At 61.7% G+C, this 26,648-nt stretch carries 24 protein-coding genes; 9 read left to right on the forward strand and 15 right to left on the reverse strand.

Annotation, left to right across the window (positions count from 1 at the left end):
- Positions 1-26 precede the first annotated feature (26 nt).
- A complete protein-coding gene (locus SIC17_RS05425) occupies positions 27-803 on the forward strand; it encodes an enoyl-CoA hydratase-related protein (protein WP_412546620.1) in 777 nt (258 codons plus the stop codon).
- A 20-nt stretch (positions 804-823) separates the two neighbouring features.
- A complete protein-coding gene (locus SIC17_RS05430) occupies positions 824-2,188 on the forward strand; it encodes a serine hydrolase domain-containing protein (RefSeq protein WP_412546621.1) in 1,365 nt (454 codons plus the stop codon).
- Here the strand turns inward: SIC17_RS05430 and SIC17_RS05435 are convergent, their stop codons facing one another.
- A complete protein-coding gene (locus SIC17_RS05435; RefSeq protein ID WP_412546622.1) occupies positions 2,189-2,629 on the reverse strand; it encodes a BLUF domain-containing protein in 441 nt (146 codons plus the stop codon).
- A gap of 401 nt (positions 2,630-3,030) precedes the next feature.
- On the opposite strand from SIC17_RS05435, the gene SIC17_RS05440 reads away from it, so the two are divergent.
- From SIC17_RS05440 to SIC17_RS05450, 3 genes are all read left to right on the forward strand, one after another.
- On the forward strand, positions 3,031-4,545 hold the full coding sequence (locus SIC17_RS05440) for a UbiD family decarboxylase (protein ID WP_291894859.1): 1,515 nt from the start codon (positions 3,031-3,033) through the stop codon (positions 4,543-4,545).
- Between the two features lie 642 nt (positions 4,546-5,187).
- Complete coding sequence (locus SIC17_RS05445) at positions 5,188-6,174, forward strand: aldo/keto reductase (RefSeq protein WP_412546623.1); 987 nt, start codon at positions 5,188-5,190, stop codon at positions 6,172-6,174.
- Between the two features lie 120 nt (positions 6,175-6,294).
- Positions 6,295-7,188, forward strand: coding sequence for a LysR family transcriptional regulator (locus tag SIC17_RS05450; RefSeq protein WP_291894865.1), 894 nt, complete (start codon positions 6,295-6,297; stop codon positions 7,186-7,188).
- Here the strand turns inward: SIC17_RS05450 and SIC17_RS05455 are convergent.
- The 3 genes from SIC17_RS05455 to SIC17_RS05465 all read right to left on the reverse strand — a co-directional run bounded on the left by SIC17_RS05455 (position 7,185) and on the right by SIC17_RS05465 (position 10,748).
- On the reverse strand, positions 7,185-8,570 hold the full coding sequence (locus SIC17_RS05455) for a methyl-accepting chemotaxis protein (protein WP_412546624.1): 1,386 nt from the start codon (positions 8,568-8,570) through the stop codon (positions 7,185-7,187). The genes SIC17_RS05450 and SIC17_RS05455 overlap by 4 nt on opposite strands.
- Before the next feature lie 392 nt (positions 8,571-8,962).
- The gene (locus tag SIC17_RS05460; RefSeq protein ID WP_291894869.1) at positions 8,963-9,430 is read right to left on the reverse strand and encodes a Dps family protein; all 468 of its coding nucleotides are present in this window, start codon (positions 9,428-9,430) and stop codon (positions 8,963-8,965) included.
- A 112-nt stretch (positions 9,431-9,542) separates the two neighbouring features.
- Entirely contained in the window at positions 9,543-10,748 is a 1,206-nt protein-coding gene (locus tag SIC17_RS05465) for a pyridoxal phosphate-dependent aminotransferase (RefSeq protein ID WP_291894871.1), read from the reverse strand.
- A gap of 183 nt (positions 10,749-10,931) precedes the next feature.
- Here SIC17_RS05465 and SIC17_RS05470 point away from each other — a divergent pair, with 183 nt between their 5' ends.
- Positions 10,932-11,501, forward strand: coding sequence for a carboxymuconolactone decarboxylase family protein (locus SIC17_RS05470; RefSeq protein WP_412546625.1), 570 nt, complete (start codon positions 10,932-10,934; stop codon positions 11,499-11,501).
- A gap of 35 nt (positions 11,502-11,536) precedes the next feature.
- Here the strand turns inward: SIC17_RS05470 and SIC17_RS05475 are convergent, their stop codons facing one another.
- The 3 genes from SIC17_RS05475 to SIC17_RS05485 are packed head-to-tail and all read right to left on the reverse strand — an operon-like array spanning position 11,537 to position 15,101.
- Entirely contained in the window at positions 11,537-13,051 is a 1,515-nt protein-coding gene (locus SIC17_RS05475) for a serine hydrolase domain-containing protein (protein ID WP_412546626.1), read from the reverse strand.
- A 26-nt stretch (positions 13,052-13,077) separates the two neighbouring features.
- Positions 13,078-14,715, reverse strand: coding sequence for an ankyrin repeat domain-containing protein (locus tag SIC17_RS05480; RefSeq protein ID WP_412546627.1), 1,638 nt, complete (start codon positions 14,713-14,715; stop codon positions 13,078-13,080).
- A complete protein-coding gene (locus SIC17_RS05485; protein WP_291894879.1) occupies positions 14,712-15,101 on the reverse strand; it encodes a BlaI/MecI/CopY family transcriptional regulator in 390 nt (129 codons plus the stop codon). The genes SIC17_RS05480 and SIC17_RS05485 overlap by 4 nt, the downstream gene beginning before the upstream one ends.
- 215 nt (positions 15,102-15,316) lie before the next feature.
- Here SIC17_RS05485 and SIC17_RS05490 point away from each other — a divergent pair, with 215 nt between their 5' ends.
- On the forward strand, positions 15,317-17,539 hold the full coding sequence (locus tag SIC17_RS05490; protein ID WP_291894882.1) for a marine proteobacterial sortase target protein: 2,223 nt from the start codon (positions 15,317-15,319) through the stop codon (positions 17,537-17,539).
- The gene (locus SIC17_RS05495; protein WP_291894884.1) at positions 17,533-18,153 is read left to right on the forward strand and encodes a class GN sortase; all 621 of its coding nucleotides are present in this window, start codon (positions 17,533-17,535) and stop codon (positions 18,151-18,153) included. Before SIC17_RS05490 ends, SIC17_RS05495 begins: the two co-directional genes overlap by 7 nt.
- Before the next feature lie 176 nt (positions 18,154-18,329).
- On the opposite strand, the gene SIC17_RS05500 is transcribed toward SIC17_RS05495, so the two are convergent.
- The 4 genes from SIC17_RS05500 to thiE form a co-directional block, all read right to left on the reverse strand.
- A complete protein-coding gene (locus SIC17_RS05500; protein WP_412546628.1) occupies positions 18,330-19,094 on the reverse strand; it encodes an inositol monophosphatase family protein in 765 nt (254 codons plus the stop codon).
- Positions 19,095-19,127: 33 nt separating this feature from the next.
- The gene (gene efp, locus SIC17_RS05505; protein ID WP_291894886.1) at positions 19,128-19,694 is read right to left on the reverse strand and encodes an elongation factor P; all 567 of its coding nucleotides are present in this window, start codon (positions 19,692-19,694) and stop codon (positions 19,128-19,130) included.
- Positions 19,695-19,798: 104 nt separating this feature from the next.
- The gene (locus SIC17_RS05510; RefSeq protein WP_412546629.1) at positions 19,799-20,953 is read right to left on the reverse strand and encodes a tetratricopeptide repeat protein; all 1,155 of its coding nucleotides are present in this window, start codon (positions 20,951-20,953) and stop codon (positions 19,799-19,801) included.
- A 63-nt stretch (positions 20,954-21,016) separates the two neighbouring features.
- The gene (gene thiE / locus SIC17_RS05515) at positions 21,017-21,643 is read right to left on the reverse strand and encodes a thiamine phosphate synthase (protein ID WP_412546630.1); all 627 of its coding nucleotides are present in this window, start codon (positions 21,641-21,643) and stop codon (positions 21,017-21,019) included.
- A 139-nt stretch (positions 21,644-21,782) separates the two neighbouring features.
- On the opposite strand from thiE, the gene SIC17_RS05520 reads away from it, so the two are divergent.
- Positions 21,783-22,250 (forward strand): peptidase S1, encoded by a 468-nt coding sequence (locus tag SIC17_RS05520; RefSeq protein WP_291894891.1) that lies wholly within the window; start codon positions 21,783-21,785, stop codon positions 22,248-22,250.
- A gap of 73 nt (positions 22,251-22,323) precedes the next feature.
- Here the strand turns inward: SIC17_RS05520 and SIC17_RS05525 are convergent, their stop codons facing one another.
- From SIC17_RS05525 to gap, 4 genes are all read right to left on the reverse strand, one after another.
- Positions 22,324-23,022: a peptidoglycan-binding protein gene (locus SIC17_RS05525; RefSeq protein WP_412546631.1), complete on the reverse strand. Its 699-nt coding sequence runs from the start codon at positions 23,020-23,022 to the stop codon at positions 22,324-22,326.
- Positions 23,023-23,144: 122 nt separating this feature from the next.
- On the reverse strand, positions 23,145-24,182 hold the full coding sequence (locus SIC17_RS05530) for a class I fructose-bisphosphate aldolase (protein ID WP_412546632.1): 1,038 nt from the start codon (positions 24,180-24,182) through the stop codon (positions 23,145-23,147).
- A gap of 130 nt (positions 24,183-24,312) precedes the next feature.
- Positions 24,313-25,524 (reverse strand): phosphoglycerate kinase, encoded by a 1,212-nt coding sequence (locus tag SIC17_RS05535; RefSeq protein WP_291894895.1) that lies wholly within the window; start codon positions 25,522-25,524, stop codon positions 24,313-24,315.
- 23 nt (positions 25,525-25,547) lie between these two features.
- Positions 25,548-26,561 carry a type I glyceraldehyde-3-phosphate dehydrogenase gene (gene gap / locus SIC17_RS05540; RefSeq protein WP_291894896.1) on the reverse strand — a complete coding sequence of 338 codons (1,014 nt, stop codon included), beginning with the start codon at positions 26,559-26,561 and terminating at the stop codon, positions 25,548-25,550.
- Between the last annotated feature and the right edge of the window lie 87 nt (positions 26,562-26,648).

Below are 26,648 nucleotides of genomic sequence, written 5' to 3' on the forward strand. Positions count from 1 at the left end.
CCTCCATAAAATAAAGGAGGGCCCAAGTGAGCTCACTGGTTTTGGTCGATGATGCGGAGGGGATCCGCACAATCCGGTTTAATCGCCCGGACAAGAAAAACGCGCTGACACGCGCGATGTATGCCGCTGCTGCCGAGGCGCTGGAAAGCGGCGATACGGAACAATCCGTCAAGGTCTTCATCATCACTGGCACCGATGGTGTCTTTACCGCTGGCAATGATATCGGTGATTTCATGGAACGCCCGCCGCATGTCGGCGGTGGCGACATGCCACCGGTGGAGCGCTTCATGCGTGCCCTGCTCGAGGTCAAGAAACCGGTCGTGGCCGCCGTGGACGGCCTGGCCATCGGTATCGGCGTTACCCTGTTGATGCATTGTGACATCGTCTATTGCTCTGATCGGGCGACCTTCAAGACCCCGTTCGTGGACCTTGCGCTGGCGCCGGAGTTCGGATCGAGCCAGGTCATGCCACAGATGTTCGGCCATGCCGTTGCGGCAGACCTGCTGATGCTCGGCGCCACCTGGGATGCCAATCGCGCACTGCAGGCTGGCCTGGTGACCGGCGTGCACAGTGCCGATGATCTTGCCGGCGCCGCCCATTTCGCGGCCAGCGTCATGGCGGCCAAGGCACCCGGCTCCATGCGTGCCGCCAAGGCCCTCATGCGTACCCCGCCCGAAGACCTGTCCGACCGCATCTCGCGTGAGGGCGGCCTGTTCGCGGAATTGTTACGCTCTGACGAGTTCGCCGAAGCAGCTGCGGCCTTCATGGAAAGACGCCTGCCGGACTTTTCGCGTTTCGGCTGAACCGGGTTGAGGGGAAAATCATGATCCTGCGTATTGTCGGTGGCGTTGTCGCCGCTGTGTTCCTGGGCGCCATTGCCTATCTGAACCTGTCCACGGTCGGGCGTATATACCTGCCCTCGGGTACCGGCATCACGGCCAAACAGCTCTGCTCGATGGTCTTTGTCTCCCGTCTCGACGAGGACTTCGCCCGCCAGGCCTATATCGACCCGCTGCTGGGCAATGCGGCCGACCTGCTCAGCGTCTCGGTGAACCATGATCGCCAGAGCGTGAAGGCCAGCGTGTTCGGCCTGTTCTGGCGCCAGCACGCGATTTATCGCGAAGGCCTGGGCTGTACGCTGGATCGGGGTGGGCGCCAGTTCGACCGGGACCTCGCTATTCCCTTCGACCAGGACTTCACACCACTGGAGCTCGATTCAGCCCATCGCGACGCGAATTTCGACGTCGAGGCCATCAATGCCGCGCTGGACCAGGCCTTTGCCGACAGCGTACCGGCGATGCGGCACACGCTCGGTGTCGCAGTCCTGCACCAGGGACGCCTGGTCGCCGAGCGTTATGCTCCGCAAGCCAACCGCAACACGCGTTTCCTGGGCTGGTCGATGACCAAAAGCGCCACCGCTACCCTGGCCGGCGTGCTTGTCCAGGATGGTGACATCACGCTGGATCATGTCCCCGCCAGTTTTGAAGGACTGGAAGATCGCCAGGACATCACACTGGAAAACCTGTTGCGGATGAATGCCGGTCTGGCCATTCGCGAAGGCAATGACGGTACGGATCCGAACTCGCAAATGCTGTTCACCCAGCGTGACATGGCCGCTTTTGCAGCGACACGTGAACGCCTGCACGCGCCGGGCGAGCACTGGGAGTACATGAGCGGCAATACCGTTCTGGCCACCCGCGCCCTGCAAGACCAGATGGGCGGAACGCTGGAAGACCAGGTCATTGCCATGCGCGAACGTCTGTTTGAACCGCTGGGCATGCACACGGCCGTGATGGAACCGGATGCGTCTGGCACGCTGATCGGCTCCTCCTACATGTATGCGACTGCGCATGACTGGGCACGGCTGGCACAACTTTATCTGGACGGCGGTCTGGTGGATGGCGAGCGCCTGATCCCGGCCAACTGGCCGGACCTGGCAACCGACGCCACGCCGGGTTCAGCCGACCCTTATGGTCTGGGCTTCTGGAACCCGCCAGCAAGCAATAATCTGCCTTCCGGCACCTATACGATGCACGGTTTCCAGTCCCAGCTGGCCTTCATCATGCCGGAGCAAGAGCTGATCGTTGTGCGTTTCGGCGCCACCAATTACGTCAGCTCGGGGTCATATGATCTGGCCCGCAGCATCGCTGCGGCCCTGCGCCCCGCAGAACCGGCGCCTGCCGAGTAGTCACGCCGCCGCTGTCACCAGCGGCGGGGTTTCGGCAACCACCCCGGATGAGATGAGGTGACGGACATGGGTCCGCACCTCATCTGCAGTCGGGACGATGGTCTTTGCCTTCTTGATCAGGGCAGCGGGCTTGGATCCGGTTCGCGCCCCCCCCACGCCCCACGTCTGGTATTCGCGCCGCATGGCCTGCACGAATTCCAGCTGACGGTAGTCCTGATGGCGGCCGTCCCGGGCCACCGTCTCCATGAAGTCGCGAAGGTGATCGGGATCCCCCTCGAGCACTTGCATGAAGTAGCCGGAATCCCAGATCAGCGCGCCTGTTAGCCGCAGATCCACGCATGACATCATGCTACATGAAATGATACGCCCCAGCTCGCCATTGAGGGCCCCAAAACCCAAGGCGACCTTGGCGCGTGACATCATCACTGCGCGAAAAATCATGCTGCCGTCCCGTTTCCTGATCGAGTGTTCGTGTCGATGGGCAAACTACTAGGCGCCAGGATTGAACAGCGGCTCAACAATTCGCGATGAATTTGCCTTAAATACCTGGAAAATTTATCTCGAATTGAATTCAAAAGCGGCGATTACCTGCCAGCACAGGGCACCCGCCCGGGCAGGCATGACCATGCTATCCCGGCTCATATGATATGAGACTGCGGACGCGTCAGAACAACACGGGGTGGAACAGGCCGCGCAGCCATTCATCGAGAGGTTCTCGCCGAGACGCCCGGACAGATTTACGGCGCCGCACGCCTCATCCCGGACTGCCACACCTTGCCGCACCGGACTTGGCGCAGCAGGCCGATCATCCTAGGTTCCGCCCATACGAAAGCGGAGCCCCCATGGCGTATAAATCCCTGCGCGAATTCATCGACATGCTGGAAGCCGAAGGCGACCTCTTGCGCATCTCCCACCCGGTCTCCACCGACAAGGAGATGACCGAGATCCACAAGCGCACCCTGCATGCAGGCGGTCCGGCGCTGCTGTTTGAGAACGTCATCAACGAGAAGGGCGAAAAGAGCGAGATGCCCTGTCTCGTCAACCTGTTCGGTACTGTCAAACGCGTCGCCCAGGCCGTCACGCTGGGCGGTGAAAGCCGGACCACGGGCGAGGAATTGCGCGAAGTGGGCGAACTGCTGGCCTTCCTGCGGCAGCCGGAACCGCCGCGCGGTGTGAAGGACGCGATGGAGATGCTGCCACTGGCCAAGACGGTCATGTCCATGCGCCCGAAAAATGTGTCGCGGGCGCCCTGCCAGGACGTAGTGCTGACCGGCGATGAGATTGATCTCGACCGCCTGCCCATCCAGACCTGCTGGCCGGGTGAGCCTGCCCCGCTGATCACCTGGCCGCTGGTGGTCACCCAAGGACCCAATGTGAAGGGCGATCGCCAGGACGACTATAATCTCGGCATCTACCGCATGCAGAAGCTGGGCAAGGACAAGACGCTGATGCGCTGGCTGAAACACCGCGGTGGTGCCCAGCACTATCAGCGCTGGAAAGACAAGAAGCCTGACCCGCTCCCGGCAGCCGTCGTGCTGGGTGCTGACCCGGGTACGATCCTGGCGGCGGTCACGCCGGTCCCGGACACACTGTCGGAATACCAGTTCGCCGGCATTCTTCGCGGCAAGAAGGCCGAGCTGGTCGATTGCAAGACGGTGCCGCTGAAAGTCCCTGCCGAGGCGGAGATCGTGCTGGAAGGCCATGTCATGCTCGACGAGTATGGCCCGGAAGGCCCCTATGGCGATCACACCGGCTATTACAATTCGGTGGAGCATTTCCCGGTCTTCAAGGTCAGTGCCATTACCATGCGCAAGGACCCCATCTATCTGACCACCTATACCGGCCGGCCGCCGGACGAGCCGGCCATACTCGGCGAGGCTCTGAACGAGGTGTTCATTCCGCTCCTGCAACAGCAATTCCCGGAGATCCTGGATTTCTGGCTGCCGCCGGAAGGCTGTTCCTACCGCATCGCCGTCATCTCGATGAAGAAGGCCTATGCCGGTCACGCCAAGCGCGTGATGATGGGTGCCTGGTCCTTCCTGCGCCAGTTCATGTACACCAAGTGGATCATCGTCGTGGACGAGGACATCAATGCGCGCGACTGGAAGGACGTCATGTGGGCCGTCTCGACCCGCATGGACCCCGCCCGCGACATCGTCACGGTCGAAAACACCCCCATCGACTATCTCGACTTCGCCTCCCCGGTCTCCGGCCTCGGCTCCAAGATCGGCCTGGACGCCACCAACAAGATCGGCAACGAGACCCAGCGCGAATGGGGTGAGAAGCTGGACATGGATGACACGACCAAGGCGCGAGTCGATGAGATCTGGGGGGCGTTGGGGATCACGCTTCCATAAGTGCACCGAAGGCGGGCCTCGCGCAGGTCGTGCAACAACGGGCCTTATCCTCCCCCTCGGAGAGGTGTCCTTCGTAGCCTTGGCGAAGAAGGACGGAGGGGCCGGAGGGCGCAGCGCGGAGGATTAGGGCTCACTCGCGTTCGCGCCCCCTTCGACCTCGCCTTCGCCGTAGGCTTCGGCGAGCCCACTTCCCCGCGAGCGGGGAAGATATCCACACAGCTCAATCTTCCCCCATACTCTCCCGTGATCCATGTCGTGGGAGGCGAGAGCTCAGTCTGTTCGGGCGTGGATGTACGGGAAGCGTCTGCCGACCCTTACGGGTTAATTCTGGCATGGCAGACAGCAAACCCGTGTGCGGGAGGCCTTTAACCCCTGCTCTAGACTAAATTCCGGTTTCACCGGTCTCCCGCATGCCTCTCACTCCAGATCGCGAGATCGTGGGGGTTTTGGTGCTTCCCCCTCCCCCGCTTCGGGACACCTCTCCCAATGTCTCCCCACACCACCCCCTATCTCTGCTACCCTCCCCCGGTTCCGCGTAAAAAAATTCACCCACCCTCTTGCAATGTGAGCACATACTCACAATATGCGAGTGAGCGCTCACAACAGCGCATTGGAAACCATCCTGACGCAGGGGATTTGAACATGATCACACGCGAAATCGGACATACGGGAATTTTTGTGAACTCCATCGGACTGGGCTGTATGGGCCTGTCGGAGTTCTATGGGCCGGCCACGGAGAAGAGTGAGGCCATCGGCCTGTTGCACAAGGCGATCGATCTGGGCGTGAACCATTTCGATACCGCGGAAATGTACGGCATGGGCGCCAATGAAGCGCTCTTGGGCGAAGCCTTTGCGGACCGGCGCGACAAGGTGGTGATCGCCACCAAGTTCGGACCCTTGCGCGACAAGTCGACAGGCGAGTTTGTTGGCATTGACGGCTCGGAGGCCAATGCCCGCCGCGCCGTTGAAGAGTCGCTGAGCCTGCTCAAGACGGACTATATCGACCTGTATTACATGCACCGCATGGATCAGAGCCGCCCGATCGAGGAAACGGTCGGGGCGATGGCCAAGCTGGTCGAGGAAGGCAAGGTCCGCGCGATCGGCCTGTCGGAAGCCTCTGCCGAGACACTCAAACGCGCCAATGCCGTCCACCCGATTGCAGCCCTGCAGTCGGAATACTCCATCTTCTCGCGCGACATTGAAGCCGAGCAGTTTCCCGTGCTGGAAGAGACCGGCGGGTCACTGGTCGCCTATTCCCCGCTGGGCCGTGGCATGCTGACCGGTCGTTTCACCGCCGAGAACCGACCGGCTGATTTCCGCTCTGCAGCCTACCAGCCGCGTTTTGCCGACGGGGCGTTTGAAGCCAATCTCGCCCTGGTGGAAGAGATCAAGGCAATCGCCGAAAGTCTCAAGGTGGAGGCCGCCCAGATCGCCCTGCGCTGGGTGCTCAATCGCGGTGAGAACATCCTCACGATTCCGGGCACGACCAAGCTGGCCAATCTCCAGGTCAATCTGGGCGCAGCAGATGTCGAGTTGAACGAGGACCGGATGGCGTCCCTCAATGCGCTCGCCGACAAGGTCCAGGGAGCGCGATACAACGAACAGGGCATGGCCTCGATCGACGGGTAACCCGTAGTCACGGATGGCCGCTTCGGACTTTTACAGTCCGGGGCGGCCGCCCAGCTCGCGCTTTGTACTGAATAGTTTATGGTGCGGTCTCATCTTGAGTCGTGGCTGGAGACCGCGCCCATGGATTGGGACAAGCTGAAAACCTTTCACGCCGCCGCACAGGCGGGTTCGCTGACCAAGGCGGCGGAGATGCTGGGTCTGTCCCAGTCCGCTGTCAGCCGCCAGATCGCGGCACTGGAAGACGATCTGGGCGTGACCCTGTTTCACCGCCATGCCCGCGGGCTGATCCCGACAGAGCCGGGAAATGTGCTTTACGAAGCGGCTCACGACATTGCTGCCCAGGTGGCGATTGCGGAAGCGAAGGTTCACGACACACGCGACGAACCCTCCGGTGAGCTCAAGGTCACCGCTCCGACGGCTCTGGGCGCCATGTGGCTGGCCCCGCGCCTGAGCGAGTTTCACGACGAGTTTCCCAATATCCACATCCGCCTGATGCTGGATGACCATGAGCTGGATCTGGCCGGGCTTGAGGCCGAAGTCGGCATCCGCCCCTGGCCCTCGACCCAGAATGACCTGGTCCAGCGCAAGCTGATGAGCGCCAGCCAACACCTCTATGCCAGTCCGGAATACCTCGCCCAGCGTGGCGAGCCGAAAACGCCGGACGATCTGGACGAACATTCCATCATCCAGTACGGCCCGCCGCAGATGGCACCGATCCCGGGACTGGACTGGGCGGCACGCCTGGGCCGGGACGAAAACGAAAATCCGCGTCCCGCCGTGATCGAGGTCAATACGATCTATGGCGTGGCCAAGACGGTGCAATCCGGCATGGGCATTGCTGCTCTGCCGGACTATGTGGCGCGGGAAAATCCGAATCTCAAACGGGTCCTGCCGCAGATCGACGGGCCCGATTTCGAGATCTTCTTTGTCTATCCAAGCGAGCTGCGCGGCTCCCGACGCATCGCATCCTTCCGCGACTTCCTGATAGAACAGGCCCGTCGCTGGGACGCCTAGACCAGGCGGCGTTTCTCGATCAACGCCTCAAGCAGGCCGATCACATCGGCTGATGCGGCTTCCATGGCTTCGGCGGCCTGTTCGGCAGCCTCACGTTCACCCTGTTCATGCAGCTCGGCCGCCAGCTTGCCCTGTCGATGGAATTCCGCATGCGGATCGATCAGGCGCTGGAACAGGGGATCACCGATAAAGGCTGGATCCTGGACAGCGTCATACCATTTGCCGAGACGACATTCATGATGATCGGCCAGGTCGCAGGCCCGGATCGTATTGCGGCCGACAAACTTCTCCGAGAGGTTCTTCTTCCACAGGAAGTGATCCGACTTGGCGCGATGGAGGACATAGTCCCGCACATCACGCTGTTCCAGATCAGCGAAACTCTCATTGACGATTTTCTCGGACCCAGCCACGGCGTCGATCACGGCTTCGGCACGTTCGGTTGCCCTGCGGGAGGCGGTCGCGACGCCTGAGACACCACGCGACAGCTCCTGGGCCGCTCCGGTCTGCTCACTCATAAGACGGGCGATCTCGGAAACCAGATTGGACGAGCTTTGCACCAAATCAACGCCGGAACGAACGCTCGCAGCCGCATCATCACTGGCAGACTTGCCATCCTGGATCGCGGTCATGGAACCATGAACAGCATCAATAATGCCGGTGACCTCGCTTTGCAGATTGTCGATGCGTTCCCGGATATCCCCGGTCGCCTTCTCCGTCTGGCCAGACAGCGCTTTCACCTCCTCGGCAACAACCGAGAAGCCACGCCCCGCCTCGCCGGCTCGGGCCGCCTCGATGGTGGCGTTCAGCGCCAGCAGATTCGTCTGGCCAGCAATCGCGGAGATCGTATCGACAATATTGGTGATCTGGGCAGACGCCGCTTCGAGTTGTTCGACCCGGCCGACAATGCTGCCATAGGCCGTCTCGATGGATTCCATCTGTTCGGCGGAATTGGAGACCTGTTCCAGGCCATGGGACGTCGCTTGCACACAATCAGACAGATTGTCAGCAGCGGTACCGGTGAAGCTGGAGATCTGCTGGATCGACGCATTCAGCTCCTCGATAGCGGAGGACATTGACTGGGCCTGCTGGTCCACATCTCGAATATCCCCCGTGGCACGCGACACAGAGGCCATGGCGTCACTGGCATGCATGGAGAAACCAACCGAGCGCTCCAGCGTTACCTGGTCACGCGATTCCATTGATCCATAGAGACGCGCCAAAGCCCCCGCGAGCGCGTCCGGCAAATCAGGAAGTGCCGGCTTTTCCCCCTGGGCAATCCGGTCAAGTACAATCGCCAGCTCGTCAATCCAGTCCGGCTGAACGGTGACCACCTCGGCGGATTCGGTCATCGCTGGCCGGGACGCGCGTTTGAGCAGCATCATCTGAATATCCGTATTCCTCTACCCCAGGCGTTCTCATCGCAATCTGACGGTTAAGAAAGGGTAAGAGTTCCCGTTTTGGGATATAATCAAACCAGCTACACGCGCATGGGATTTAGAACTTGATGCCGCATTTATGCATAGCAAGTCTGCGACATCATGTCTTCTGCCGCGACGCAGCATGGGGCATATATCTCCTCACGGACGCAGCGGCGAGCCCGCAGCCTCACCAAGTTGACGCATACCGAACTCCTCCCCTTAATCGGTATGCTGTTTCTGGCGCCGGTCCTTTCTCCTCCCCTTTTTGGACCGGCGCCTTTTTCTTTGCCTAACTCACGAACAAAACCCGGCCGCTCTGGCCGGGTTCTTTTTTGCTCTGAATTAGATGTGGAAAACTAACCCAGCGTCGAGCGCAACATCCAGGCGGTTTTTTCGTGAGCGGTCAGGCGCGGGGTGAGCACGTCCGCCGTGGCTTCATCGCCGTGCTCGCCCGCCAGTTCCAGCGCCTTGCGGATGGTGGCGACGACAACTTCATGGCCCTTGAGCAGGTCGGCGACCATTTCATCGGCACTGCTGGCACCGGCGTCAGCGTCGAGACTGGCAGCCTCATTCATGGCGCCATAGGAGTTGGGTGCCGCAACGCCCAGCGCTCGGATCCGCTCGGCGATTTCGTCCGTCGCAGTCCACATCTCGTTATACTGCAGTTCGAACAGCGCATGCAGGTCGTGAAACCGCGGTCCGGTGACATTCCAGTGATAGACATGCGTCTTGAAATAGAGCGCATAGGTGTCCGCCAGCACTGCGGTGACAGCCTTCGCCATTTCCTGACGCTGGTTCTCGCTCAGACCCATATTGAAGCTCATTTCGCTCTCCCTGTTTCAAATGCAGCGCTTGCTGCGTTGAAGAGAGTTATGGCGGAACGCGTTCAATAGATCCAATTAGTAATAACTAATCGAGCAATCAAATATTCCAATATCAGCTCAGCGAAGCACAGAAGCGCTGGATCCGCTTGCCGGCTTCGACCAGGCTTTCATCGTCCGTGGCGTAGGAGATACGGAAACCCGGCTCCAGCCCAAAGGCAATGCCGGGAACAACCGCAACCGCCTCGGCGTCCAGCAGAGCCGCGCAGAAATCCGTGTCATTGCGAATCTCCTGACCTGCAGGCGTGGTCTTGCCGATCGTGCCGGCACAATCAGCGAAGACATAAAACGCGCCTTCCGGTGTCGGCGCGACAAGCCCGTCCGCCTCTTCCACCGCCGCGAGTACCAGATTGCGGCGACGCAGGAAGGCGTCATTGCGCGGTTTGAGGAAGCTGTGATCGCCGTTCAGCGCAGCAACGGCCGCCCACTGGCTGATGGAACACGGATTGGACGTGGTCTGGGAGATCACCTTGCGCATGCCGGCGATCAGCGCCTCCGGACCGGCCGCGTAACCGATGCGCCAGCCGGTCATGGAATAGGCCTTGGAGACCCCGTTCATCGTCAGCGTACGGTCGTAAAGACGCGGCTCGACCTCGGCGATGGTGGCGAATTCATATCCCTCATAGATGATGTGCTCATACATATCGTCGGTCATGATCCAGACATGCGGATGTTTGAGCAGAACCTCGGCAAGTGCTTTGAGCTCGCCCGCGGTATAGCCCATGCCGGTCGGATTGGAGGGCGAGTTGAGGATCAGCCATTTGGTGCGCGGCGTGATCGCGGCATCAAGTTCGGCCGGCGTGATCTTGTAGCCATTCTCGATTTTCGTCTTCACCTCGACTGGCGTGCCGGCCTGCAGGCGCACGACCTCGGGATAGGTGACCCAGTAGGGCGCCGGGATGATGACCTCGTCACCCTCGTTCAGCGTCGCAGCAAAGGCATTATAGATGACCGGCTTACCGCCCGGCGCGACATGGATCTGTGCTGCGGTATAATCCAGCTCATTATCGCGTCGGAACTTCTTGATGATGGCATCTTTCAGTTCCGGAATGCCATCAACAGCCGTGTATTTCGTTTCGCCCCGACGGATCGCCTCGATCGCCGCGTCCTTGATGTGCTCCGGCGTATCGAAATCCGGCTCACCGGCACCCAGACCGATGACATCAACGCCCTTGGCACGGAGATCACGCGCCTTCTGCGTGACAGCCAGGGTCGCAGAGGGTTTCACACGCGAAAGCGCTTCGGACGGTTTGAAAGTCATGATGGTGTTCCTGAACTGGAAGACTGGGATTGCGACCGTACTCCGTGTCGGCATGAAGGCAATCCCTGCACGGGCGATGTTTCACAATCACTGGAACGAACCACCCTTGCAAAATTGCAAGACCATCCCGACCTGTCCGCCAACGCCCCACGGGGCGCCACACAAAAACAGGACATCCTCCCGATGACTGACTTCACGCTGCACACACCCGAAAGCGCCCCGGAAGGGTCGCAGCCCTTTCTTGAGAACTCTCTCAACGGATTTGGCTTCATCCCCAACCTTCATGCTGTGATGGCTGAATCACCGGCGACGCTGGAGGCTTACCAAACAATCGGAGGACTGTTTTCTCGATCCAGCCTGAACGCTGTCGAGCAGAATGTGGTATGGCTGACCATCAATGTGGAGCACAATTGCCACTACTGCGTACCGGCCCATACCGGCATCGCCCATATGCAAAATGTTCCGGAAGACGTGATCAGCGCGCTGCGCGAAAACCGCGAACTACCCGACGCCAAACTCGAAGCCTTGCGCCAGTTCACCCTGTCAAGCCTGCGCAATCGGGGTGTTGTCGAGAAGGCCGAGGTCGAGGTCTTTCTGGCAGCGGGTTATACCCGGGCCAATCTTCTCGATGTCGTTCTGGGTCTCTCGCACAAGGTTTTGTCGAACTATCTGAACCATTTCGCGGACACGCCGGTGGATGAACGTTTCCAGCAATTCGACTGGACACCGCGCGAACCCGTCGCGGCCGAATAGGATAATCGGGGGAGGCAGCACCCTCCCCCTTTTCCTTACTCGTTTCGCCAATAATGCGAGCTCGCATTGGCGATGTGAAAACTCATCGAATTCACCTCGCGTGTCGCATCGCGGTGGAATTCCAGCTCCGCAACACCCTCACGCATGCCCAGCCCATCGATCACAAAGCGAGTTGGGGATACCGGCACAAGCGGAATATTGATGTCTCCCCCGGCCGCACCGGCAAAGAGTTGACCATCAACCAGCGCCACTTCCAGCTCCATGGCGAAAATCCCGCTGACCATCTGCTGGCGGTGATCCAGCGGCACGCGGTCATCGACGACATAACGACCGGTCATCGCCTCCAGCATCTCAACAGGCACATCGATCTGCGGATATCGGATGGCTGAATTGATCTGCCAGCCCATCGTATCAGCGACCGCATTGCGGATCTCCATGTGCAGGCCATTGCCCCGGGCCCCATTGGTCAGCACGACCAGCCCGTCACCCGTCGCCAGATGCCCCTCCACCCAGCTCTGATAGGAGTTGTTCGCGCCGGCATGGTGGAAGAAGTACTGGTCGCCTGCATGTTCGATCCGGGGCCCGAGCCCATGCTGGGTCCGCGCGACGCGCGACATCATGTCGACCGCCGTGGCGTGTTCCAGATACTCACCGTCGCCGCGATACGCATCGATCAGGGCCTCGACCAGGAGCCCCATATCGCTGGCGCTGACCCACAGGCCTGACGCTGCCATTTCCGGCATGGTCTCATAGCCGCGCGGTAGTGCTGCCGGCTGGCCGTCACGGTCATGCGCACGGGCGATATTGCCATGCGAGGAAGGAAGCGGATTGGCAAAGCTGGACCGGCTCATGCCAAGCGGTTCAAACAGGTGTGTCTCGGCCGCACTTTCAAACGCAGTGCCCGTCTGATCCGTAATAATCAGCTGGGCCAGGGTAAAACCACCCCCGGAATAGCGATAGGTCGAGCCCGGCTCAAAGGTCAGTTCCAGGGCTCCGTGGCGCGCTGGTGGCTCCCCGTTCAGCGTCTGATAGACGCTCGGCAACTCCTCGCCCGGCTGGAAATCCGGGAAACCGTGGATATTGAAACCCGCCGTGTGCGAGAGAATGGTACGCAGAGTCACTGCCTGGTTGTCGAACGCGCTCTGTGGCAGTTCCCAGCTCCTCAGCTGGCCCGACACGGGCGCATTGATGTCCAGAAGACCGGCATCATGCAGGCGCAGGGTCAGGGCCGAGGTCGCGATCTTGCTGACAGAGCCGGCCGAGAAGACCGTGTGTTCGTCCACGGGCTCGCTGCCGCCCGTCTGCAGCACACCGAAACCCTGCGCATAAACGACCTCGCCATCTGCCAGGACGGCCACCGCGACGCCGGGCACATTGTAGTGCTGCATACGCTCGGCCAGGCTGTAGCGGGTTCCACCCTCGCCCACATGGAAACGGGGGCGCAATTGCGAGGTGAAGTCGGACGGGCTCTGGGCCCAGGTTGCCGGTGAGAGCAGGCAAGCCGCTCCCGCCAGCGCGGACAGGCATGCCCGCGCAGTGATCGTGTTCATTGTAGAAGTCCCTCTAGTCTATCAGCCTACTCAGCAGGCGGCTGATGTTGCGCCCCCCGGCGCGTCAACCAGTCTTCCATGTCGCCATGTCCCATGCGGCGCGCTTCGCTCACCGGCGAGCGGTATTCTTCCTGTCCTTGATGGTTGGGCGAGCGCACAGTCAGGGAGATGTCGGCACCGGCCTCGACCAGCAGTTCCGCCATGCGCACATCGCCTTTCTGGGCAGCGGCAACCATCGGCGTCTCGTCACCCCAGACATAGGCATCAACCTCGGCGCCCGCCTCCAGCAGGAATTCAACCATGTTGCGGTCACCCGCCTGGACGGCGGCGATCAGCGGATTGCCGTCCCCCTCGACACCCGCATCCAGGGAGGCACCGCTGGAAAGCATCAGCTGCAGCATTTCCAGCTGGCCATTGCGGGCTGCCGCAATCATCGGCGAACCATCACCGCTGACGGGCAGGTTCGGATCGGCTCCGTACTGCATCAACAGGTCGAAAACATCGCGACGTCCGGCTCGGATGGCAGCAAACAGCGGCGCGCCATCACCAATGGACACCTCGTTCGGATCAGCGCCAGCCTCGAGCATGGCACGGACCTCGCTGACCCGGCCACGGGCTGCGGCGTGGAAAAGCGGCGAAACGTCTTCAACATCATAGGACACTTCCCAGCGCTCGCTTCCGACAGCAGCGCCAACCTTGGGCGTGGCAATGAAAGCGACAGCGGCGACGGCAGGCAGGATAAGGGCGATACGCATGACGGGGGTCCTTTGGGTTTTCAGATCAATGGAGGAAAGGTGATGAACACGACTGGCCAGCGCGGTGCGGCTGGAGCCGGCAGCGAGGGCAAGCGAGGGGTGCGCCAGCTGACGCTGGGCGGTGTCCAGAAGGGCATGGGCAAGCTGGATCGGTTCACCGGTGACACGGGCGGCGACCTCATCGCACAGCGCTTCACGGCTTCGGCTCAACATCCGCTGGAGTGCATAAAGCGGCACCACCCAGCAGAACACAGCGGTGATGAAGCGCAGACCCAGCACGGTCCAGGCATCACCCCGCGTTAGATGGGCGATCTCATGTTCCAGGATCGGGCGCGCAGACCCGTCCAGTTTGAAGTCCGCAGGCAGATAGATCGCCGGGCGCAGATAGCCCGCCATCAATGGCGACGGCACGCGGTCGGACCGACGGATCTCGACCGGGCGAGACAGGTGCAAACCGCCCGGCAGGGCCGTGCGTCTACTGCGATGACGCAGCAGCGACAGCGCCCCCAGGTCCAGGCACAGGCGCAGCAACATCAAGGCGCTGCCGGTCATCCACGCCACAAAGGACAGCGAGGCCCAGGGCAATTGCACGGGGATCAGGTCACCGACAGTCCGGGTCAGCGGATTCGGGGTCGAACCGGCCTCAGGTTTTGGTCCGGGCGCGGCGTCGGCCACCGTGATGGCTTCGTTCACTCCGGTCGGCAGGAAGTCCACTTCCTGCACGGCGGGCCTTGGTTGCAGGGCCAGGGCAAAGACCAGCGGCACCACCAGAAGCGCAGCCAGCGTCAGATCATGACGTTCCCGCATCATGCCGCTTGGCGCAAACCGGTCAAATGCCCACAATGCGACCAACAGGAGGCAGGAAGCAATCAGCGCCACAAGGCCCGCATCGAACAAAGCCGGGTTCATGACTTGTCTCCGTGTTTGGCGATCAGCTCGGCCCGCAGCGCCTCGATATCATCCAGGGTCAGCTGTTCCTCGGCGACAAGATGCTGGGCCAGCTCCCGCGGCGAACCACCAAACAGGGATTGCATCACTGTTCCGATCGCCTTGCGCTGGGCGCCTTCGCGGGAGAGTTTCGGGCGGAAGATGTGGGCGCGGCCATCCTTGCGGAAATCGACATATCCCTTGTCCGCCATGATCCGGACTGTGGTCAGCACCGTGGTGTAGGCGAGGCCGTATGTCGGCTCGAGCGCTTCGGTAAGCTGGCGAACACTCGCCTCCTTCATGGTCCAGAGCTGGTCCATGATGCGCTGCTCGGCCTCGGTCAGTTGGGGGGATGTCGGACGCGCCATCTACGAATTCCTTAGTAACTGAGCCTAGGGATAAACGAGCGTAAAATCCATTCAACTAAATTTTTAGTAGGGAATCCCGAACGCCCCCGATTTGCCCCAATTCTTCCTGCAATCGCCGCAAACGTGCCCTCTCCCATCCTTGATCCCGGAGCATTTTCCGCAGCGGAAGGGAAGCGGGTTGTCATCTTGGCTCGCTGAGATTGGGGAGGAAGTCGATGACTTCACACGCACGCAACGCCGCCGGCGGCCAGGCCTGGTTCGGCCTCGTCATCGCCATAGCCACCTTTGCCGCCAGCCTGCTGCTCTGGTCTGATGCCTGGGCCGACGAGGGGCCGCAAACGCCAGATGGCATGGTTCGCCTGAGCGAGATCAATGAGGGCGCCCTCCTCCTGAAAACCATGGATCACGGCGTCTATGTCCCCGCCCCCATGATCGCCACCGATATCGAACTGGACATTTCCGGACCGGTCGTTCGCGCCATTGTCACGCAGCGTTTCGAAAATCCCTCCGAGGCCTGGGTTGAGGGCACCTATGTTTTCCCCATGCCGGAAGACAGTGGTGTGGACCGGCTGCGCATGCAGATCGGCGACCGTTTCATCGAAGGCGAGATCCATGAGCGCCAGCAGGCCCGCCAGATCTATGAGCGCGCTCGCGAGGCCGGGCAGCGCGCCAGCCTGGTCGAACAGGAACGCCCCAACATGTTCACCACGTCCGTGGCCAATATCGGGCCGGGCGAGACCATCATCGTGCAGATCGAATACCAGGACATTGCCCGCCTGGACGACGGTCAGTTCGAAGTCCGAGTGCCGCTGGCGATCACCCCACGCTACATCCCGCAGGATGTCGGATACCTGCTCGCGTCCACAGGCTCGATGCAGAACTCGACCGTACCTGACGCAGACCGGATTACCCCGCCTCTGATGCTGCCTGAGGGCGAACCGGAAGAAGGTCTGCGTCTGCCGGTAACCATCCGCGCTCATCTGGATGCCGGTTTCGAACTGGGCCAGATCGCCGGCCGCTTCCACGCCACCCTGGTTCGTCACACCGCCCCGGGCGAGGCCTCCATCGAGTTGGCCAATGGACCCATTCCGGCCGACCGGGATTTCGTGCTGACCTGGCAGCCCGCAGACCGCACGCGTCCCAGCGCTGCGCTCTTCACCGAGGAGTGGAACGGCCAGACCTATATGCTCGCCCAGATCCTGCCGCCGGCCGAGCTGAGTGCGGACATCCCACGTCGCCCGCGCGAAACAATCTTCGTCATCGACAATTCCGGTTCCATGGCCGGCACCTCGATGCAGCAGGCCCGGGAAGCGCTGATCTTTGCCCTGGAACGCCTGCATCCCACCGACAATTTCAATGTCATCCGTTTTGACAACACGATGGAACAGGTCTTCCCGCAGGCCGTGCCTGCCAATTGGGAGAATGTCGGGACCGCACTGGAATTTGCCCGTGGCCTTGATGCCGAGGGCGGCACGGAAATGTTGCCGGCACTGGTCGCAGCGCTGCGTGACGGCAATGCTGACGACACCTCCCGGGTACGCCAGATCGTCTTCCTGACCGATGGCGCCATCGGTAATGAGGCCCAGTTGTTTGAAGCTATCCATCGCGGCATGGGACGGTCCCGCCTCTTCCCGGTTGGGATCGGTTCTGCCCCCAACACCTACTTCATGAGCCGCGCCGCGCGCCTGGGCCGCGGCACCTTCACCCATATCGGTCAGGTGTCTGACGTGGCCGAGGAGATGGAAAACCTGTTCACGGCTCTGGAACGCCCGGTGATGACCAATCTGGACGCCATCTTCCCGCAGGACGCCATCAGCGAGATCTGGCCTGCCCCGCTGCCAGACCTCTATTACGGCGAGCCTGTGGTGATGACGGCCCGGCTGAACAATCCGCAGGGCGTGATGATCCTGGAAGGCCAGACGGCAGGTGAAACCTGGCGCGAACAGCTCTCCCTGTCGGACGCCACCCAGTCCAGCGGCATCGCCACCCTGTTTGGTCGCAACCGCATTCGCGGTATCGAGGAAACCCGTTTCCAGGGCGCGAACATGGAGCAGGTCGATGCCGGTGTTCTGCAGACCGCGCTCGACTTCCATCTTGTCTCCCGCCTGACCAGCCTGGTGGCGATCGACGCCACGCCAGCGCGACCCAGCGACGAGACGCTTGTCGCGCGTCAGACACCAAACATGATCCCGGACGGCTGGGATTTCGAGGCCGTGATGGATGACCAGGCCCTGCCCGTCCAACACGCCAGCCTGGACACCGCGCTGATCGACCAGCTGCGACCAGGTCTCGACCCCAGCCAGACCCGGCTGGATGAAAACGGCCTGCCGCTGCCCGCCACCGCGACGCCGCGTGAGCTGCTGACCTGGCTGGGCGCCCTGATGATGTTGCTGGGTCTGATCTGGCTGCTGACGCACCAGGAGCGCCGGCTGTGGTAACGCGCTCGAAACAGAATGGGGCGCGCCCAGGTCTGAGGCGAGCGCTGGTTCCACTCGCGGCCATCGCGCTCGTCCTCAGCGGCGCCACCCTTGTTGGTCAGGGAGTCTGGATCTCGGCCAAGGCAGAAATCGCACAGGTCCTGCTCGCAAGAGCCTGGACCCGTGCCCAGGAAGGAGAGACCGCGCCGACACCATGGCCCTGGGCCGATACCTGGCCCGTGGCGCGGCTCTCCGTCCCGTCACTGGGACAACACGCCATCGTACTGGCTGAAGCCGGCGGTGAAGCCCTGGCCTTCGGCCCCTCACATCTCGCCGCGACGCCGCCCCCGGGCGCTGCCGGCACGAGTGTAATCGCTGCACATCGCGACACGCATTTCGCTTTCCTGCGGGATGTGGAGATCGGGGATGAAGTGGTGCTGGAACGGGTGGACGGTGAGCGGGTTCTCTTCCGCATCACTCACACGGAAGTGGTGCACGCGGACCGCTCGGGCATTCAGCCGGAAGGCGGCCCGGCCAGGCTGGCACTGGTCACCTGCTGGCCCTTCGGCGCAGTCACACCCGGGCCGGAACGATACGTGGTGTGGGCGAAAATGGTGGAGACGCTGGAGGTTTGACCTCTTCCTGCGCAGGCGTTGTCATCCCGGACGCATGCCGAGCCCTGAGCCGGGCGAAGATCCGGGCCCCACAGGTCACAATCATGGGTCCCCACTCTGCGCCCGCTTTCGCGGGGCAGTCGTTTGTCCCTGCGAAGGCACGGGGCGGGGATGACAAGTTCAAGCGGGGAGGATGCTTAACGCGCCGCGTCCAGCTTGCCCTTCAGCGCTGCCAGCATGACTTCATTGCCGGCCACGATCGAACCGGTTTCGAGCAGGTCAGGCTTGTCGTCGATCTCGGCGAGAAAACCACCCGCCTCTTTCACCAGCACGATACCGGCAGCGATGTCCCAGGAATTTAGATTGCGTTCCCAGAAACTGTCGTAACGACCTGCTGCGACCCAGGCGAGATCCAGTGCGGCAGAGCCCATGCGACGAACACCGGCGGCGTGCGGCATGACCTGGTGCAGTTCCTTGAGGAATTGCGCATGGCCCTTCTTGCCGGCGAACGGCATCCCGGTCGCTACGACGCTCTCGTCGAAATGCTTGCGATTGGCAACACGCAGGCGACGGTCCGCCAGCCAGGCACCACGGCCCTTCTCGGCGTGGAACATCTCGTCGGTGGCCGGGTTGTAGACAACACCCGCAACCAGCTCGCCCTCACGCTCCAGCGCGATGGAAACGGCAAAGTGCGGCATGCCGTGCAGGAAGTTCAGCGTGCCGTCCAGCGGATCAACGATCCAGCGGTGGGACTTGTCAGTGCCTTCAACAACACCGCCTTCTTCCATGAGGAAGCCATATCCCGGACGCGCCTCGTTGAGACGGTCATAAATGATGGACTCGGCCTTCTTGTCCGCAATGGAGACAAAGTCCGAGGGTCCCTTCTTGGAGACCTGCAGATGCTCGACATCACGAAAATCGCGGTTCAGCGCACGCCCGGCACGACCGGCAACGTCCGTCATCAGGGTGAGAAGTGGTGAAAGTGTGCCCAAGACCTAGTCCGCCCGCTTTACGTATGAACCGTCTTCGGTGGCGACGACAATGCGCTCGCCCTGGCCGATAAACGGCGGAACCGCGGTGCGGACACCGTTTTCCAGAATAGCCGGCTTGAAGGAGTTGGCTGCCGTCTGGCCCTTGATGACCGGCTCGGTCTCGGTGATTTCGAGGGTGACGTGCTGCGGCAGGGACAGACCGATCGGACGTTCTTCGTGGAATTCCACGACGATGGTCATGCCATCCTGCAGGTAGCGCGCGCGATCCTCACCGACAAAATCCTTGTTGAGCTCGATCTGCTCATAGGTCTCGGCATCCATGAAGGTCAGGGTTTCGCCACTGTCGAACAGGAAGGTGTGATCCTTCTGCTCAAGGCGAACGCGCTCGACCTTGTCCGCGGCGCGGAAACGTTCGTTGAGCTTGCGGCCATCGAGCAGGTTCTTCAGCTCCACCTGGGCAAAAGCACCGCCCTTGCCCGGCTTTACGGCTTCGGCCTTGACGGCCACCCACAGCGTATCCTGGTGCATGATCACGTTGCCGGGTTTGATCTCATTGCCGTTGATCTTCATCGCGTCACCTATCGGGGAATGCATACATGCGGCGCAAACAGCCGCGAAAGTCGCGCTCTCCTATCAGCGAGCACGCAAAACAGCAAGTTTGCAGGTCGGTTGGGTTAGCGAAGCGAATTGATCTCGTAACGGATCTGTTCGCGCAGGTCCGGCGGCAGATCGCCTTCGATCGCGCCCTGAAGCCCCGCCCGGCGGGTCTCGTCCACCGGCTGGCCGGTGAAATCCTCATGCGCCAGCAAGGACCAACGATAGGCCTGGCCCAGCAGGTTCACATCGCGATTATCCACCGCCTCGCGCGCCAATACATACGCCAGCAGGAAACGGCTTTCGCCATCTCCACCCATGGCGCCCTGTTCGAACCAGTAGCGGGCCATGTCGGGATCGGCCTCGCCGCCGCGGCCCTGCAACATCAACAGGCCAAACTGGCCCTGGGCCGGGGCGTAACCGGACTCAGCCGCCTGACGAATATACGCCCAGCCTCGCTCGGCGTCGGCCGGACCGCCAACACCTTCAACCCACATTACTCCGGCCTGCAATGCAGCCTCGGCATGACGCTCCGCGGCCGCGCTTTCATACCAGGTTCGTGCGCTGGCCAGGTCCTGTTCACCGCCAATCCCCAGATCGAGCAATTGCGCAAACTGGTACATGGCCTCTGCAAACCCCTGCTGGGCTGCTCGTTCGGCCCATTCGCGCGACCGGACCCGCTCCTGTGGGATGGGCGATTCCCGCAGCTCCAGCGCATAGGCCACCATGCCCGGAACGTGGCCCACGCGGGCGGCACGTTCAAACCAGCTGCGCGGATCGGTAACCCCCGGCACTTCCCGGCGGGCCAGACGGCCCATCTCGTAAAGCGCCAGTGGATGATCCTGTTCGGCCGCGCGTGAGAACCAGCTGGCCGCCAGCGCATAATCCGGTTCGCCCGTTGCACGACCGTCTCGGGCGATAAGACCCGACATGACCGCCGCCGTCACATCACCGCCAGCCGCCGCTGTTTCCGCGTATTGGCGGGCAGACACCCAGTCTTCGTCAATCCAGGCAATCTGCGCGCGATAAAGCGCCTCTTCCGCCGCCGTCATACCCATCGGGATGGCCGCGTCCTCAGCGCTGGACGCCTCCTCAGCCGCTCGCTGCACATCCTCGGGAACCAGGGAGAGCTCTTCCGGGAAAACGAAAGCCGGCTCGTTTTCCGGCGGGTCCTGCGCGATAGCGAGGCCGGAAACACAAAGACCGAGAACAAGCGGGGTCAGGAAAATCTTCATGCCGGGCACTCAGCCGCCGCAATGCGGCAACGTCAAGGCCACAGCTGTGGCGTGACGGAAAAGTTAGTCAGCCTCGCCGTTGATCACAGCGTTGAAAGCCGTCACTGCCGCACCCGGTCCGTCCGGATGATCCCAGACACCAGACGACACGGCGAGGAAATCCGCCCCGGCCTCGATCAGCGGCGCCGCATTATCGACTGTGATGCCGCCAATGGCGACACAGGGAAGCTCGAACAACTCCACCCACCAGCGCAACACGTCCGGCTCGGCCTGGGTAGGCGCCTGTTTCGTTGTCGTCGGATAAAAGGCACCAAAGGCGACATAGTCGGCTCCCGCCTCACCCGCGATCATCGCCAGGTGTTTGCTGTCATGACAGGTAACACCGACCGAACGCTCCTTGCCCATGATCGCGCGTGCATCCTTCACCCGGCCGTCATCCTGGCCGATATGCACACCATCGCAGCCCAGCTCGTTCGCAAGCTCGGGATCATCATTGAGGATGGCGGCAGCGCCAGCGTCCTGGATAATCCGGATCAATTCGGGCGCACCCGCGCGGATCTCCTCGCGGCTATGCTCCTTGAGCCGGATCTGCACAGCAGCGACTTCACCGCCCGCAAGCGCATTTTTCAGCGCACTCACCAATTCAGGGGATAGGCGGGGGGGCGTAATGAGGTAAAGTTGGCACGTCATGAGCGGCTTTTGACCGATTTTGCCGAGGGTTTCCAGCCTATTTGCGCCAGGCGTTCATATTGAGGTCATGCAAGCACGTTCATAGTCATGAATGAGAGGGGCGCAGCCTGGCGCCATTTCACAACCCAAGGGGACAGACATGTCGTTTAAAACTATTGCTGCTGCAGCTCTTGTTGCTGCTTCTACCGCCGGTATCGCCGTTGCCCAGGACTGGTCGCTCAACCCGACCTTCGGCTCTGTATCGCTGAACGGCGGTTTCACACCGGATCCGTACACCGTGGCCATCACGGCTGGCGGCACGATCGATGCTACCCAGGTTTTTGACCGTTGCCGCGGCATGATCGCCAACGCGCCGGACTTCCGCCTGAACTTCAACCCGGGCAGCCTGCCGCTGACGATTGGCGCACAGTCGAACACCGACACAACGATCGTGATCAACGCGCCGGACGGCCAGTGGTATTGCGATGATGACAGTGGCGACGGCCTCAATCCGAGCGTCACTTTCAACAATCCGCAGCAAGGCCAGTATGATATCTGGATCGGCACCTACGGATCCGGCTCCGATCTCGCGAACTCCACGCTGACGATCTCCGAGCTCGGCCGCTAATCACGCCATGCTTTGAACGCGAAACGGGGCCCCGACGGGCCCCGTTTTTATTTGCGCGCACCTTTGGCAGGCTTCACAGGTCGATGCCCAGCGCCCTGGCAGTCTCCGGCCCGACCATGCCGTCCGCCGCCAGGCCCTTGAAAGCCTGGAAATTGAACACCGAAGCTTCCGTCAGCGGGCCGTAGACACCGTCCGCCCGGCCCGGATGGAAACCGCGCTTGCGCAAGGCTTTCTGGATGCGTTCGACGACCTCGCCGCGCATGAAGGGGTGGCGAACCCGATAGAGCATGCTGACCCTTGCCGGCGGCGCAAGCGGCGCGCCCTGGCTGTACTCGACGCCGGGCACCAGCGCACCGCCATCCCAGGCACGCCCCCGCGCATCCTCGGTCTCGACAACACCATAGGCACGGCCACGCGCTTCAACCGTGCCGCCATCGCCACGCGAAAACCCTACATGCCCGATGGCATTCGCTCCCGGCTTGCGCAACAGGACCGCGCCCGGCGTCACAAACGCCTCCTCCAGCGAGATCAGGGTGCCGGCCTTTTGCGCATCCTCCCACCATTTCCCGGAATAGGCGTCCGCTGTGCGCGGATCGCGTCCATAGGTGCCAAACACGATGCCGTAGGCCTGGTAACAGCACCAGGAGGCCAGCTCGGCACAATCCCAGGGCCCCTTGTGGTCCTTGTTGGCCAACACCGCCCGCGCGCCCAGCACATATTTCGCGCCGATATACTTCCGCGCGACCTCAAGTACGTCTTCGCCCCTGAACATGAAAACACCCTCCGGTTGCTGACCCAAGAATGATCCCGCAACAGGTGATTTTCAAGATAGCCCAACAAAAAAAGGGCCCGCCAATCGGCGAGCCCTCGGAAATCGGCAAAGAAACCCCGGCCTTACGCCAGCTCTTTTTCCATGTCGGCTTCCCACTCACCCAGAGCGGCGAGGCCGTTCATCTTGGCGCGGTGGTTGAAGGCCGCCTGGCCTGCTGCGACGTTTTCCGGCTTGCCGCCCCAGGCTTTCAGCGGAGCAGCCTGCAGGGCGCGACCATAGGAGAAGGTCAGCGGCCACGGCAGTTCGTAAGAGGCGTTCATGGCGTTGAGGTGTGCAGTGGCTTCCTCATCGGTCTGGCCACCGGACAGGAAGGCGATGCCCGGAACGGCGGCCGGCACACAATTGGCCAGGCACTGGACGGTCATGTCAGCGACCTCCTCGATGCCCGCACGGTCCGGACCGGTGGTGCCGGAGATGACCATGTTCGGCTTGAGGATGGAGCCTTCCAGAACAACACCCTGGTCGAACAGCTCGCGATAGAGCGTCTTGAGGGCGAACTCGGTCACTTCGTAACAACGCTCGATGGAGTGGTCGCCATCCATGATGACTTCCGGCTCGACGATCGGAACGATGGACGCTTCCTGGCAAAGCGCAGCATAGCGCGCCAGGGCATGCATGTTGGTCGCGATGCAATACTGGCTCGGCACGGCATCATCACCACCCTGGCCGATATTGATCACGGCGCGCCACTTGGCGAAACGCGCACCCAGCTCGAAATAGTCGGCCAGGCGGTCACGCAGGCCGTCGAGACCCTCGGTGATCATCTCGCCTTCGGCACCGGCCAGCGCTTTCGCGCCCGTATCAACCTTGATGCCCGGGATGGAGCCGGCGTCCTGGATCAGCTTGACCAGCGGCGTGCCGTCAGCGGCTTTCTGGCGGATGGTTTCATCATACAGGATGACACCGGAGATACGCTCGCTCATCGCTTCTTCGGTGCGGAAGAGCATTTCGCGCCAGTCACGGCGATTGTCCGGGGTGTTGTCCAGGCCGATGGAAGCGAAACGCTTGCCGATCGTGCCGGTGGACTCGTCCGCCGCGAGAATGCCCTTGCCCGGTGCGACCATGGCGCAGGCGGTTTCGTTGAGAAGGTCGAGATCCATTGTAATCCCCAGCAGTGGTTATGCGGCGAACCGCGTTTGTCTGTCTTTCGACACATCAGGTACCGTCCCTGAACGAGACCCGATGCGTTAACGATAACATGCCTTCTATGACAGGCTATCTGCTTATTGGTCAAGCCACCTCTTCGGCGGTTTCGACCAGAACACCTACACCCGGCAATTCCTTGCCTTCCATCCATTCCAGAAAAGCGCCACCGGCGGTGGAAATGAAGGTGAAGTCGTCTGCGACCCCGGCCTGGTTGAGCGCGGCAACGGTATCACCGCCACCGGCAACCGCAACCAACCCATCATCCTTGGCCAGTTTAGCAGCCTGGTTCGCTGCAGCGACAGTGGCCGCATGGAAAGGCGGTGTCTCGAACGCGCCCAGTGGGCCGTTCCAGATCAGTGTCTTGGCACTATCCATGGCCAGCGACAGCGCCGTCACAGTGGCCGGGCCACAATCCAGGATCATCTCGTCGTCATGGACATCGGAAACAGCCGCCAGGCGGGTCTCCGGGTTCGGGGCGAATTCCCGGGCCAGGACCACATCGCTCGGCAGCATGATCTTGCAGCCACTTTCCTCGGCATTGGCCAGGATCATGCGCGCGGTGTCGATCAGGTCTTTCTCGCACAGGCTCTTGCCGATCTCCACGCCCTGCGCGAACAACAGCGTATTGGCCATGCCACCACCGACAAAGAGGATGTCGACCTTCTTCACCAGGTTCTGCAGCAAGTCGATCTTGGTCGAGACCTTAGCGCCGCCGACGAGGGCGATAACCGGACGCTCCGGCTTTTCCAGGGCGGCGACCAGGTGGTCGATCTCGCGCTGCATGGCCAGGCCGGCATAAGCCGGCAGGATGCGCGCGACACCGTCCGTCGTGCCGTGGGCGCGATGCGCGGCAGAGAAGGCATCATTGACGTAGATATCGCCGAGATCGGCCAGCGCCTGTGCGAAGTCCGGATCATTCTTCTCTTCGCCGGGCTCGTAACGGGTGTTCTGCAGCAACAGGACATCACCGTCATTGAGGTCGGCGATCGCGGACAGCGCATCATCGCCAACCGTGTCATCGACGAAACAAACCTCGCTGCCCAGCAGGTCCGCCAGCGGCTGACCGACCGGCTCCAGGCTCATCTCGGCAACACGCTGCCCCTTTGGGCGACCGAAATGCGCGAGCAGGATGGTCTTGGCACCCTGCTCCTGCAGGTATTCAATCGTCGGAAGCGCCGCCTTGAGGCGCGTGTCATCACTGACAGCGCCGTCTTTCATCGGCACATTGAAATCGACACGGACGAGGACGCGCTTGCCGGCGACCTCTGCATCCTGAATGCGACGGATCTGGGTCATCAAAGCGCGTCCTTTTCCAAGCCTTAGAGGTATTTGCCCATCGCGACCGTGGTGTCGATCATGCGGCAGGCAAAGCCCCACTCATTATCGTACCAGGTCATGACGCGGGCGAGGCGTTCATCGATCACCTTGATCTTGTCCAGGGCAACAACAGACGAGCGGCTGTCATGATTGTAGTCGATGGAGACGAGCGGGATATTGTCATAACCCAGAACGCCCTTCATCGGGCCGTCCGCTGCGGCCTTGACCGCTTCCGCCAGTTCCTCGGCGGTGGTGGCCTTGCCCGGCGTGAAGACCAGGTCAATCAGGGAGACGTTCGGCGTCGGCACGCGGACGGCAGCACCGTCCAGCTTGCCCACCAGTTCCGGCAGAACCAGACCAACGGCCTTGGCCGCACCCGTGGAGGTCGGAACCATGGACATGGCCGCAGCGCGGGCGCGGTGCAGGTCCTTGTGGTTGCGGTCCAGGGTCGGCTGGTCACCGGTGTAGGCGTGGATCGTGGTCATGTGACCGCGCTCGATGCCAACGGCGTCGTTGAGGACCTTGGCGACCGGCGCCAGGCCGTTGGTGGTGCACGACGCGTTGGAGACGATGATATCGTCGGCCGTCAGCTGGTCGTGGTTCACGCCATAGACGATGGTCTTGTCGGCGTTCTTGGCCGGTGCGGAACACAGGACACGCTTGGCGCCGGAACCTTCGATGTGGGCCATCGAGGCTTCCTTGGAGTTGAACTTGCCGGTGCATTCCAGAACGATGTCGATGCCCAGATCGTCCCAGGGCAGTTTGGACGGGTCACGGTTGGAGACTTTCTGGATCTTGCCGAAACCGGCATCAATCCAGTCATCACCGACCTTGATCTCGCCCGGATAGCGGCCATGCACGCTGTCATAGGTCAAAAGGTGCGCATTCGTTTCCGGCGTGGAGCTGTCATTGATGGCAACAACCTCGACCTCCCCCCAACGCTTCTCTTCGAGAACTGCGCGCAGGGCCAGGCGGCCAATACGTCCAAAACCGGTGATCGCAACACGAAGGGCCATACCCACTCTCCTTCAGACAGGCGCAATATTGCGCATGAATTTTGGCGCGCATTTAGCTCTGTTTACGGTTCAGGTCCACCTTTGGCG

Origin of the sequence: Maricaulis sp. MIT060901, assembly GCF_047123815.1 — a bacterium.
GTDB lineage: Bacteria > Pseudomonadota > Alphaproteobacteria > Caulobacterales > Maricaulaceae > Maricaulis.